General features: G+C 33.4%; 7 protein-coding genes. 1 reads left to right on the forward strand and 6 read right to left on the reverse strand.

Annotation, left to right across the window (positions count from 1 at the left end; all coding sequences use genetic code 11):
• Positions 1-67: 67 nt before the first annotated feature.
• Complete coding sequence (locus tag FND99_RS07035; RefSeq protein WP_281282463.1) at positions 68-2,875, reverse strand: triple tyrosine motif-containing protein; 2,808 nt, start codon at positions 2,873-2,875, stop codon at positions 68-70.
• A gap of 193 nt (positions 2,876-3,068) precedes the next feature.
• On the opposite strand from FND99_RS07035, the gene uvrA reads away from it, so the two are divergent.
• The gene (gene uvrA / locus FND99_RS07040) at positions 3,069-5,864 is read left to right on the forward strand and encodes an excinuclease ABC subunit UvrA (RefSeq protein WP_144337264.1); all 2,796 of its coding nucleotides are present in this window, start codon (positions 3,069-3,071) and stop codon (positions 5,862-5,864) included.
• Positions 5,865-6,007: 143 nt separating this feature from the next.
• Here uvrA and FND99_RS07045 read toward each other — a convergent pair whose 3' ends face one another.
• The 5 genes from FND99_RS07045 to FND99_RS07065 form a co-directional block, all read right to left on the reverse strand.
• Complete coding sequence (locus tag FND99_RS07045; protein ID WP_144337265.1) at positions 6,008-6,307, reverse strand: hypothetical protein; 300 nt, start codon at positions 6,305-6,307, stop codon at positions 6,008-6,010.
• Positions 6,308-6,549: 242 nt separating this feature from the next.
• Positions 6,550-8,202, reverse strand: a complete 1,653-nt coding sequence (locus FND99_RS07050; protein WP_144337266.1) for a mechanosensitive ion channel family protein — start codon at positions 8,200-8,202, stop codon at positions 6,550-6,552.
• A 96-nt stretch (positions 8,203-8,298) separates the two neighbouring features.
• On the reverse strand, positions 8,299-9,768 hold the full coding sequence (locus FND99_RS07055; RefSeq protein ID WP_144337267.1) for an oligosaccharide flippase family protein: 1,470 nt from the start codon (positions 9,766-9,768) through the stop codon (positions 8,299-8,301).
• A 45-nt stretch (positions 9,769-9,813) separates the two neighbouring features.
• A complete protein-coding gene (locus FND99_RS07060; RefSeq protein WP_144337268.1) occupies positions 9,814-11,100 on the reverse strand; it encodes a glycosyltransferase family 4 protein in 1,287 nt (428 codons plus the stop codon).
• Between the two features lie 64 nt (positions 11,101-11,164).
• Positions 11,165-13,624, reverse strand: coding sequence for a YfhO family protein (locus FND99_RS07065; protein WP_144337269.1), 2,460 nt, complete (start codon positions 13,622-13,624; stop codon positions 11,165-11,167).
• Between the last annotated feature and the right edge of the window lie 26 nt (positions 13,625-13,650).

The following is a 13,650-nucleotide window of genomic DNA, read 5'->3' on the forward strand; positions in this document are numbered from 1 at the left end:
TACAAAATCTTAACAAAGACAAAATGTTGTGGTAATGTATAGTTTTTTTGACTGCTTTTTTGAGCTACTATACAGCCAGAATATATTCTACTAAACCGATTTCGTGCTGCAAATCCATTTTTTTACGCAAACGGTATCTTTTTATCTCTACACTTCGCACTGAAATATTGAACAGCGGCGCAATTTCTTTCGACGAAAGATTCAAACGCAAATATGCACACAAACGAAGATCATTTGGAGTCAATAAAGGATGAAGCTGTTTGATTCTTTTTAGGAAATCTTTATCGGCATTATCGAAGGCTTCTTTAAAAACATTCCAAGAATCTTCTTCGGTAATATTTTTATTAATGGTACTGATAACCGATTTGATGTTTTTGCTGTCTCCTTCTCCCGAAGCTGTTTTCTTCAAATCTTCCTTAATGAAAGCCAGCAATTCATTTTTACTATTTAAACTCATCGTCGAAACTGCCAATTCTCTGCTTTTGTTGTCAACATCTTGAGAGAGCTGTTCGTTTCTCAGTTTCATCAATTGCTGTTCGTTTTCTAGTTCTTTTATTTCGAGCAAAAGATTATTCTCCTCAATAAGTTTCTCTTTTTGTTTTTGATAATAATTTCGATACGCTTTATTGATAAAATACGCCAAGGCAAGCATCAACAGAAAATAAATAAAAACGGCAAGATTGGTCAAATACCAAGGTTTTGAAATTGTAAACGTGTAAACGGCGGTATTTTCCAGAATCACATTAGCATATTTTGCTCTGACTTTAAAAGTATATTTTCCTGGCGAAAGATTTTTGAAATTCACATTGGCTTTTGTGCTCCATTCGCTCCATTCATTCTGAAAACCTTCCAGCAAATACTGATATTCTGTATTAATATATTTATTATACTCAGGAACAGTGTAGTTTAAAGTGATATTATTTTCATTGGATGCAAAACTTCCTTCTTCTTGAATAGCAACATTTTTCAATGTTTCGTTTTGTTTGTTAATTGTAATATCTGAGATAAATACCGTGTAATTTTTAAAACTTAGATCATCAATATTCAACGTATAATAACCATCTGTGGTTCCTATTAGATACGCTGATTTAGAAATTTGAGTGATATTTTCATACCCAAGCATTGAATTTGTCAACGAAGCCGGAATCGGGATTACATTTTCCTTCAATTGATTACTCAATTTGCTGGCGGAGAAATAATGAATATAATTTTTAGAAAAGAGCCAAATTTTATTCGAATTGTCCACAATCAGTTTCCCCGATGTGTATTCATCATTTTCAAAAATTGCACTTAAAACTGTGTCTTTTTCAAATTGTTTTGTTGCAGCATTTAGTTTGAATATTCCGCCTTTGTATGCATAATAAATCGAATTATTGAACTTTGTCAAACTGGCGCGTATTCCTTTCTGCGGTGATTTATAGGTGTAAAAAATAGCAGTTTTAGAAAATGTATTATCTAATTTTAGTCTAAAAATTCCTTTGTATTCATGGCTTACATAAACATCTAGATTATTTGTGATTTCAAAATATCGGGAGGAATAATCGAATCCTTTGATTTTGTTTCGAAATACCCATTGATTATTGACTTTTTCTAAAACTGAAATTCCGTAATAATTTCCTTGAAGCAATATATTTTTATTATTTGGAACCGGCTCAAACTTCCAACTTCCTGATGCCGAAAAAATACTTTTGGCCGAATCATTTGCCACGACAAAAGTCCCAGAATCATGTCCGCAGAAAAGCGTATCCTCATAAACAAAAAGCGACCAAACTTGACCTTTTGTTCCGTTTATAAATTTAAAATCGCTATTGCTTTCAAGCGGTCTGCAAAAGAGTCCTTGATTTGTTCCGATGTATAAAAATCCTTTATAAACTGCCGAAGCGTAAACTGTTCCCAAAACTCCTGAATCATCAGTAAAACTATGTACAGGAGACTGCATATTGATGCAGTTTATACCGTTATCAAGTCCAGCCCATAAATTCTGATCTTTATCTTCAAAAAGCGATAAAGCCGTGTTATTGCTTAATCCTTTGCTTTGCGAAAGATGGTATTTTAATTTTCCAGAATCCGATAAAACAAAAATCCCGTTTGAAACTGTTCCTAAGGCGAAATTTCCATTTTGAAGTCGCTGACTACTGTAAACAAAGCTCGATTTCAATTCTGAATCAACATCGGTCACAAAACGTGTCAGGGAATTTTTGACCAATCTATACATTCCGTCAAGTTGTGTCTGAATCAATAAACCTTCATCTGTAGTAAAAATATTAGCGATGGTAAACTTCTTCAAAATAGGATCATCTGAAACTAATTTTGCTTTCCCGCTTTCAATTTCAAAAAGCCCTTCTTTCAGCGTTTGAAAATAAATCGCGTTTTTTGGAGCAAAGGATTTTACAACGCCGTTTTTTGGAGCAATAATTTTAAATTGTTTGGTCTTGGTATCGTAAATATAAATTCGGTTAAGCGACTGAAACAAAACCCATTGATCATATTTCAATATATTCCAAAATTGCTCATCGTCGAGAATCTTGCTTTTAATTTGATCGCTGAGTGACGTATACTGCAATCTGCCGTCTGTTTTTCTGGTCCAGTAGCCAAAATTCATATACGTTCCTGTATAAATTTTGTTTCCAATTACTTTTACCGAGCGCAGAATAGTCTCATTTGGCGCACGATACAACTGCCAATTTGTTCCGTTGTATTCTAAAAGTCCGTCATTATTAGCAAAATACAAATAGTTCTGATCATCCTGCGAAATCATCCAACTCTGATTTCCAGCACCATATACAGAGGATGAATATTTGACAATTGGCGGAAATTCCTGTGCAAACAAGAAAAAAGACAACAAGAGAAAAAGGGCAGAAAGTTTTGTTTTCAAATCTATCGGGGTATTAATTTATTGTAAAAACAGTTCTAAAATAGCTTATTTTATATAGAAACAACAAGTTTTTAATAAAAAAACTCCAATCCTAAAACAAAATGCACTTTACTGAATTAGTTAAAATTTGGAACAATCACCTTAACTAAACTCAATTCAAAATTGATTACTTTTGTAAAAATTGACTTTTTTTATGCAAATTGATCTTTCTACACTCGACCCAAAGCAAAATATCATCATTAAAGGAGCACAAGTACATAATTTAAAAAATGTAAGTGTTGCGATTCCGCGAAACAAACTTGTTGTCATTACAGGGCTTTCAGGATCAGGCAAATCCAGTTTAGCGTTTGATACTTTATATGCCGAAGGACAGCGTCGTTATGTAGAAAGTTTATCATCATATGCGCGTCAGTTTTTGGGGCGTCTTGACAAACCAAAAGTAGAGTACATTAAAGGTATTGCACCGGCAATTGCAATTGAGCAAAAAGTCAATACTACAAATGCCCGTTCGACGGTTGGTACTTCTACCGAAATTTACGATTACATCAAACTTTTATATGCCCGAATTGGCCGTACTTTTTCTCCAATTTCTGGGCAAGAGGTTAAAAAAAATACGGTAAGCGATGTTATTTCCGATGTAAAAACATTGGAACTTGACAGCAAATGGCTTTTATTGGCTCCGATTCATTTAGAAGAAGGACGACAACTAGAAGACAAACTAAAAGTGCTTTTACAACAAGGTTTTGCACGTATATTAGTTGATAACGAAATGGTGCGTCTGGATGATTTTACAGCTTCTGATCTTCATTCGCTTGATAATAAAGATATTCTCTTAATTATTGACCGTATTGTTGTTAAAGAGGAAGAAGAATTCTACAATCGCCTTGCCGATGCTGTGCAAACTGCTTTTTTTGAAGGAAAAGGAATTTGTTTTCTGCAGGAATTAGGGACTGAAAAACGATTTTCATATTCTAATAATTTTGAACTTGACGGAATTACTTTTCTAGAACCAAATGTTCATTTATTCAGTTTTAATAATCCGTACGGCGCTTGCCCAGTTTGTGAGGGTTACGGAAATATTATTGGCATCGATGCCGATTTAGTGGTTCCAAATACTTCTTTGTCTGTTTTTGAAAGTGCCATTTATCCGTGGCGAGGCGAAAGCATGAGCTGGTACAAGGATGAATTGGTAAAACACGCTTATAAATTTGATTTTCCTATTCACAAGCCGTATTTTCAATTATCTGAAGAGCAAAAAGATTTGCTTTGGAAAGGAAATCAATATTTTCAGGGATTAAATGATTTTTTCAGAGAATTAGAAGAGAAAAATTATAAAATACAAAACCGCGTAATGTTGTCGCGCTACCGCGGAAAAACAAAATGCCACGCTTGTCGTGGAAAACGTTTACGCGAAGAAGCTTCTTATGTGAAAATTAACGGCAAAACAGTTTCAGAATTAGTCGATTTGCCTATTAGACATTTGGTTACTTTTTTCAAAAACATTGAATTAAATGTTTATGAAGCGCAAATTGCAAAACGATTAATGGTTGAAATCAATAATCGTCTGTCTTTTTTGACTGAAGTTGGCTTAGATTATCTTACATTAAATAGAAATTCTTCAACTCTTTCTGGAGGAGAATCGCAGCGTATTAATCTTGCGACTTCATTAGGAAGTAGTTTGGTTGGTTCAATGTATATTTTAGATGAGCCGAGTATTGGCTTGCATCCTAAAGATTCTGAACGTCTTATCAAGGTTTTGCTTTCTCTCCGCGATTTAGGAAACACGGTTATTGTGGTGGAGCACGACGAAGATATCATGAAAGCTGCCGATATGATTATTGATATTGGTCCCGAAGCAGGAACTTTTGGCGGAAATTTAGTCGCTCAGGGTACTTATGAAGAAATCTTAAAATCAGATTCGCTTACAGCCAAATATTTGAATGGCGATTTAGAGATTTCGGTTCCAAAAAGAAGACGAAAATTCAAAAATCATATTGATATTATTGGCGCGAGAGAAAACAACTTAAAAAATATTGACGTTACTTTTCCGCTTGATGTTTTAACCGTTGTAACAGGAGTTTCAGGAAGTGGAAAAAGTACTTTGATTAAAAAGATTTTATTTCCTGCCATGCAGAAAAAACTGGAAAATGCAGCCGAAAAAGCGGGGCAATTCAGTGAAATCAAAGGCTCTTTTTCTCAAATCAAACATATTGAATATGTCGATCAAAATCCGATTGGAAGAAGTTCAAGATCAAATCCTGTAACGTATATCAAAGCATATGATGATATCCGAGATTTATATGCAAAAGAAAAACTTTCGAAAATAAGAGGTTATCAAGCCAAACATTTTTCATTTAACGTTGATGGCGGCCGATGCGAAACCTGTAAAGGTGAAGGTTCGATAAACATCGAAATGGTTTTCATGGCCGATGTTTCTCTGCCATGCGAAACTTGTGGCGGAAAACGTTTCAAAAAGGAAATTTTAGAAGTTACTTTTGACAATCAAAACATCAATGATATTTTAACCATGACAATTGATGATGCGATTGCTTTTTTTGAAAAAAACAAACAATCTAAAATTACTCAAAAACTGCAGCCTTTGCAAGATGTTGGATTAGGATATGTACAATTAGGACAATCGTCTTCTACTCTTTCTGGTGGTGAGGCGCAGCGTATTAAATTGGCTTCATTTTTAGTTAAAGGAGCAACAAAAGATAAAGCACTCTTCGTTTTCGACGAACCAACAACTGGTCTGCATTTTCATGATATTAAAAAATTATTGGCTTCATTTGATGCTTTGATCGAAAAAGGTCATTCGATAATTGTAATTGAACACAATCTTGATTTAATTAAATGCGCCGATTGGATTATTGATCTTGGCCCAGAAGGTGGTGAAAACGGAGGTCATTTATTAGCAGCCGGAACACCTGAAGATATTGTAAAAGTAAAGGAATCTGTAACTGGGATTTATTTGAAAGACAAACTTTAAGTAAAGCTTTAGGCTTTAGGTAATACGCTTTAGACTTTTACTTTTAGGAATAAAATAAAAAAACAGCTATAAATAGCTGTTTTTTTGTTTGTTTTTAGGTTTGATTTTGCTTATAGCTTACGGCTTAAAGCCTAAAGCATAAATTAAGCTACTAAACATTTCTCTTCAAAGGGAACACCATCTTCATCGATGGCAACTAATATTTTTTTCTGCTTTGATGCCTCTAATGTGAGGTAAAGCCATGCAAACGACCACAATCCGAGTGTCAAGCAAAAAATAATAAAATTCAAACCATGATTCACTACTTTTCCGCCTTTTGAAAGTACTGCAAAAAGTAATTCATCATTTCTTTCTTCTAGTGTAAATCCATTATGAACTTTGTTTGAGATCATATTTGAAAACACTTGCAAGCTTTGTTCTTGACTAAGTGGATTGCCTTTCATAATCATTAATTAAAAGATTAATCTAAATACTACTACAACTCCTTAACACTTTTCAACTTCTGAAAAGCATTTTCAATCTCAATAAAACATAACAAAAACAGCTTTTATTGCTTATTGAATGATATTTTTTATCATTGTAAGCCAAACCTTGCTGATTTCTTAGCTAAAGTTACTTTTAATAAAATTAATTGCAAAGGAAAAAAGTGTTAAAATTTTAAAGTTAACAACTTAATATCAATGCCTTAACTCTTATTTTTCACTTCAAATGATGGCGCTTCATAATCTGGATCCAAGTAATTGGCCGGAATTGTGGTAGCATTTCCGTCACGAAGCGAATTATAATGCGGTGACATAATTTCGATGCCGGCGGCATTAAAAGAATCTTGAATATTTTGATGCAACGAAGAATAAATTCTAGGTTGCTTTGTTGGCTCTTTAGTATAAACGTTAATTTGATACGAAACATAAAAATCGTCCAAACTAGTTTGAAGAACAAATGGCGGAGGTGTTTGTTCTGCCAATTCGGTTTTTAAAGCCGCATCTATTAAAGCTTTGTGAATATCTTTCCAAGGTACATCATAACCAATTGTTACTGTGGTATGAATAAGCAAACCGTTTGTTGAATCTTTTGTGTTCGCCGAATAATTCGTCGAAGTACTGGATAAAACCGTCGCATTTGGGATTGTAATGTCTTCAAATTTCGGCGTTCTGATTCGGGTAACCAAAGCTGTTTTCTCAATTACTTCTCCGCTCACATCACCAATTTTTATAAAATCTCCAATCCTGAAAGGCCGCATATAGGTTATTACTAATCCGGCAACCATATTAGCAATTGCATTTGAAGAACCTAATGAAAACAAAATACCTACAAATACAGAAACTCCTTTAAAAATATCGGAATCTGATCCAGGCAAATACGGAAAAATGATTACGAGCATAAAGGCAAACATCAAAAACCGAATAATATTGAATGTCGGCATTGCCCAATCGCTGTAAAAGCCATCAATTTTGATTTTTTCGTTCTTAATTTCTTCAAAAAAGAATTTAATTACTTTGGTGCTGTATCTGAAAATAATAATGATGACTATAATTGTAACTAGGCTTGGCAGAAAACCAACAAACCCCATAACAGCCAATTTTGCAGGCGTTAATATCCAACGCAGCAATGTTGTTGTATAAACTTCTGTAGCCGGAAAAATACTGAATAAAACAGGAAGTGAAAGATAAACGATAAATATTAATGCAATTATTTTTATTATTCCAAACAGTTTCATCAACAGAAACTGTTGCTTATTGGCAGCGATTATATCAATGTTGCTGTATTTTATTCCTTTAAAATAGCGATCGCTGTTTCTTAAAATGTAGAGTTTTATCCAATTAAAAACTTTGGAAACAAGGTATAAAACCAAACCAATTATTAAAATCAGCAATGCGGTATAACCTAATCTTTTTGGCAGCTGCGAAAAATTTTCATTTTGATAAATAACGGCTTTTTTTATCTCATTAAAATTACGTGTGGCAATTTCTTTAGCAGGTTTGTTTTCTGAAACCGCATCGGCATTTAAAACTGCCATCAATATCAAATCATTTTTATAAACAATGTCATAGCTGATATCTGAAGGAACAATTTTTAGCGAATCTGCATCAAAAACTTCATTTTCATAGAGGGATTTAATTTTCTCTGTTATTGCTTTGGCTCTATTTTCTGCAGAAAAAGATCCTACTTTATTATAAACATAAAAAAGTGTGTCTTTAAAAGGAGCAACCGCATATCCTTTTGGCTTTGATATCAAAACAGCAGTTTTTGCAGTCTGCAGCTTGTCTTTTTGGGCAAATAAAAATGGAGAAAATAAAAGAATAGTAAACGCTAAAAAACAATTAAATTTATTTTTCATAATCCGCTAGAAATAAATTGGTTATCCTTTCTAACAAATATAAAAACAAAATTGATTGAAATTTAAATTACTTTTTGTTTTCTAAAAGAAATCGTATTAAATTTTGATTCCCACTTTTCTCATTAAATTATCGATCACTTTATTAATATCTGGAGAGATTTTAAATTTATAGTTCAGATAAACATACAAAATCGTTACCAACACAGATTTCAAAGCAATACTGATCAATTGGAAAAACGGAAATTCCCAGAAATAAAACACTAAAAACAAGGCAAATGTCAATAATGCCGAATAGATTGTTTCTTTTGTGAAAGGATATAAATGAAGCTTTTTGACCACAAAAAGAAGTTTTGCCAAACTGTATAAAGTAATAGAAAGCAATGTTGCAAATGCAGAACCAAAAATTCCAAAAATTGGGATGAAAATCATGTTCAGAATAATGGTCAAAACAACCAACATTAATCCTAAATATAGAACCATTCGGTAGTATTTAGTATTAAAAATAATGGCATTATTGTTCCCTAAAATCAAGTCGAAATATTTTGATAATCCGATCATAAATACAACCGCGATTCCGCCACTGTATTCCTTTGGAACCAATTCATAAAGTTGACTGATATTTACGAAAATACAAAGCATTACAAATCCTCCAACCATCTGTAAATTGATAGATGTCTTTTTATAAAGCGTATTCAGTTCATCATGTTTGTTTTCATGCATCAATTTTGCTGTAATTGGATACACAATTTGATGCATCGCTCGGCTCGGAACTGAAATTACCAAAGCAATATAGGTTGCAACAGAGTAATAAGCAATATTCTCAATTTTCATGTATTGGTTCAGCATCAGTTTATCGCCGTCTAAAAGCAAATTGGCAACGCTTCCAGACAAAATAATGTAAAATGTATATTCCATTACTGCTTTTACATTCTCTGGGATTGTAATCTGGAAATTTGGTTTTTTGATGTAAAACGCATAAAACATGGTAATTAAAAATGCAAAAAAGTAGATTCCTGCCGTTACATATACAAATTCAACTAACGAAATCCATTTAAAATACAAGCCTATCAAAGCAATTGTCGAAAGCAATCGCAAACCAACTTCTTTAATAAAATTTCCAAAAACAGAATGCATGTGCACTCTCGCCCAAGCATAGAAAATTTCAAAATAAGCCATGCAGATCCCAATAAACGGAATTAAAAGCATAAACTCTTTTACTACAGGATTTTCTTTTGAAACAAAAGCGGTAATATCATCAAAAAAGAAAAGCCCTATTATCCCTAGCGGAATACACATTAATATGGGAAAAAGCGCCGTGAATGATAAAAATTGCTCGCGCTCTTCTTCTGTCTTATATTGTGAATAGAATTTCACCAAAGTATTTTGCATTCCAATTGCAAACAAAGGCATAATAACATTTGCCGCAGAAGTAATATAATTTGTTAAAGCATAATAAGTTGCACCAAGAAAAACAGGATACAGATAAAGTGTATTAATAGCTCCAATTGCGAAACCTATATAGGTAATAATTGTGTTTTTGAAAGATTGATTTAAGACAATACCCATTTTTGGATTTCTGAATTTAGATTTTAGATTTTTTGCAAAATTAGACTATTCGCTAATCAATTGTGCTAATTGTTTGGTAAGATTTTTTCGTGAATATTGCTGTAAGCCAACACCATTAGATTGTAATTTCCCTTCTAAAAATTGATTATAAAAGTCCAAAATTACACTTTTTAACTTCGCTTTTTCAGAATAATCGAAAAATACACCTGTATTCGTTTCGGTTATAATGTCGGCGAAATCAGAACCTTGAGGTCCAATTGCTATAATTGGGCGGTTTGAAACCATATATTCGAATAATTTTCCAGGGATAATGCTTTTTGTATCTTCAGAATTAATTTCAATCAAGAGCAAAACCTGAGACTTTTTTTGATGCGCAATCGCCTCATTGTGCGACACATATCCTAAAAGATTCAAATAATCTTTTAGTTTCAATTCATCAATTGCATCTAAAACTTCCTGACTTACGGCGCCAATTAGCTTAATTTCTAAATGAGATTTAAAATCTGGAATTTCATGAAGAAGTTCAACCAGACATTCCCACAAAAATCTAGGATTTCTATCTGATAAAAATGAGCCGATATGAGCAAGTGTGAATTTTGTATCTAAAGGCTGTTTTTCAACCTTTTCAATATCATAACCATTTGTAATTACCGAAATTGGCTTATTAGTAATCGCCTGAAATTCAGTTCTTGTAGTCTTACTTGTAACTATAATAGTATCAGCACTATTAAGCACTTTATGCTCAAGATTTTTATGTTTTTTTTCAGCGTAAGAAGACAATCGCAATGCTTTGTGATAGCCAATAGTTGTCCAAGGATCACGGAAATCAGCAAACCATTTTACATTTAATTTTTCTTTTAATTCTAATCCAATTAAATGCAGACTATGTGGCGGTCCCGAAGTTACAATGGTATCAATATTATTTTCCTTGATATATTTTTCAAGATAAGCAACAGAAGGCTTCACCCAAAAAACACGTGCATCTGGAATAAAAAGATTGCCACGAATCCAAAGGAAAGTTTTATCTAAAAATGTCTGCTTTTTTTTATGCGGAAAAATTCCGGAACTGATTTTCTTGGTTTTATTCTTTGAAAATACAGAAGCCAATTGATACGGTTCCCAAATTTTATTTTTAAGAACAATGGCTTTATCTGATATTTCACTTACTAAACCTTCATCAACAATTGGATACGTTGGATTTTCTGGAACATAAACAATTGGCTGAATACCAAAATCTGGCAGATATTTTACAAATTTCAGCCAGCGCTGTACTCCCGGTCCTCCTGCTGGTGGAAAGTAATAGGTAATAATTAAGAGCTTTTTTTGTTCCATTTAGGATCTATTCAGTTTCACAGAGATTCACAAAGTAATCACTAAGTTTCGCGAAGATTTTAAATTACTTTTGAGCATCTCCGTGATTACTTTGTGAATCTTTGCGGAAGAATTCCTCAAAATAAATACCACCAGCTAAAAGCAACAACATTCCAATTGAACTTATTAAAGTAATTGTTCCTCCAGTTTTAATAACCTGTGGCTCAAATTTAAATTCAATTGTATGTTTTCCACCTGGAACTTCCATTGCTCTTAAAACATAATCAACAGGGAAATGGTCTGTCAGCTTGCCATCAACATAAGCATTCCACCCATTTTTATAATACATTTCAGAAAAGACAGCTAAACCGTCATTTTTGCTTTCAGAATGATATTTAATATAATTTGGTTTATATTCAACAACTTTAATAGTTCCTGTTGTATCCCAAGGTTTTTTCATGCGCGCGTTTTGGAACTTCTTTTCGTATTCATGAACGTTGAAAACAGCTACTTCTTTAGTATCAATATGATCTAGAGCTTTCATCACGTCGTCTGGTTTGTTCACTAATTTTACAGTGCTTACAAACCACGCATTTCCGTTTGCTTCTGGATTTATGGTCGGAATCTCTTTTCCTTCTTTATCGGTCTGAATTACATACTTAACATTAAGCATATTAAGCACTTCCAGATTATTTTTGGCAATTTGGTAATCGAATAATTGCTGCATTCTACGAGGTTTTGCAGCATGATAACCTCCAATTGAATTATGAAAATAGGAAGCGCGGGCACTTGACATGTTTCCGCTTACCTCAAAAACTCGATAATGCGTTGTGTCCTCTAAAATTTTAGCGTCAGCAGGTGTTTCTTGAAACGGAGCAGCAATCTGAACCGGACTAACGAAATCTTTTGCCGAAACATACTTTTTATCCACAAAAAACAAATCAAAAATCATTAAAACTGCAACAATAACTAATGCTGTAGTTTGAGAAAATTTATTTTTAATAAACAGCCATAAAACTCCAAAAGTCACTACAATAAAAAATCCTGTACGAAGCAAATCTGCAAAATACAACGACATTCTATCTTCTTTTAAAGCATCAACGAAATCTGGTCCATAAGTTTCCATGAAATAGTTGTCATTGCTTCCTGAAAAATGGAAGAAACCTTTTGCAATCGCTAAAATCAAAATGATTCCTAAACCAAAAACTCCCGTCTGAACAAGTGCTTTCTGCTTTATTTTTGGTTCATCTTTTGCTTTAAAAAACGATTGGATTCCCATTACGGCAAGAACTGGCATACATAATTCCAGAATAACCTGAATAGAAGAAACTGCTCTAAACTTATCATACATTGGAACATAATCAATAAAGAAATCTGTCAATAAAGAGAAGTTTTTACCCCATGAAAGTACCAATGAAAATAAAGCCCCCGTTAAGAACACATATTTTATTTTTCGATCGTCGATAAACAAAGCTAAAACTGCTAAAAAGAAAACCACAGCTCCTATGTATGCTGGTGCAGCAACTATAGGCTGATCTCCCCAATAAGCAGGCATTCCTGATACAAAATCTGCTGCTTGATCACTAGGAACACCATGTTCAATCATAAATGAATACATACGACTGTCTGTTCCAACATTTTCATGATTTGAACCTCCAAAAAGTCTTGGGGCAATCAAGTTGAAGCTTTCTGCAATTCCGTAACTGTATTCCGTAATATAATCACGGCTTAATGCATTTTCATTTGTTTTTTTAGTTCCGTCTGGATTAAAAGTCAATTCGCTGTTGCTTCTTGTACTGAATTTAGCATATTCGCTTGTCGCTAATAAATTTCCAGCATTAGCACCAATAGCAAAAATCCCTGCTACGGCAAGTGTTCCAATCGAAATTAAAAGCGGTTTATATTCTTTATCTTTTATAAAATTAAAGGCAAAATAACCTGAAAGAATCAATAAGAAAATTAAGAGATAATACGTCATCTGAAAATGGTTCGCATTAATTTCTAATGCAACCGCAAACATGGTGAGCAAACCTCCCCAGACATATTTTTTCTGAAAAACAAGTATAAATCCGGCAATAACCAACGGCATATAAGCAATAGCATGCGCTTTTGCATTGTGTCCAACGCCAAGAATAATAACTAAATAAGTAGAAAATCCAAACGCAATTGCGCCTATAAAAGCTTTTAGTGGATCTGTTTTTAAAACTAACAACAAACCATAAAAACCTAAGAAATATAGAAATAAGTAATCGGCTGGTCTTGGCAAAAAGCGCAAAACATCATCAATTTTTCCAACAAAATCATTTGGATAATTGGCACCTAACTGATACGTCGGCATTCCGCCAAAAGCAGAATTTGTCCAATATGGCTCCGTATGTTCGGCTGCTCTGAAGTCATTTTGCTCCTTAGCCATTCCGGTGTACTGTGCAATATCTGACTGGAAAATTTGTTTTCCCTGAAGTACCGGATAAAAATAAATTAATGATACAAGAATAAAGCCCAATACTACAAGGGCGTGCGGAATGAACTTATTTACTATTTTCAATTTTGGCAGGTTTGGTTAAATGATGA

The organism is Flavobacterium daemonense (assembly GCF_007341385.1).
Taxonomy (GTDB): Bacteria; Bacteroidota; Bacteroidia; order Flavobacteriales; family Flavobacteriaceae; genus Flavobacterium; species Flavobacterium daemonense.

Coding starts and splice junctions, on each gene's coding strand:
- uvrA (WP_144337264.1), top strand. CDS start 3,069: ATGCAAATTGATCTTTCTACACTCGACCCAAAGCAAAATATCATCATT.
- FND99_RS07045 (WP_144337265.1), bottom strand. CDS start 6,307: ATGAAAGGCAATCCACTTAGTCAAGAACAAAGCTTGCAAGTGTTTTCA.
- FND99_RS07050 (WP_144337266.1), bottom strand. CDS start 8,202: ATGAAAAATAAATTTAATTGTTTTTTAGCGTTTACTATTCTTTTATTT.
- FND99_RS07055 (WP_144337267.1), bottom strand. CDS start 9,768: ATGGGTATTGTCTTAAATCAATCTTTCAAAAACACAATTATTACCTAT.
- FND99_RS07060 (WP_144337268.1), bottom strand. CDS start 11,100: ATGGAACAAAAAAAGCTCTTAATTATTACCTATTACTTTCCACCAGCA.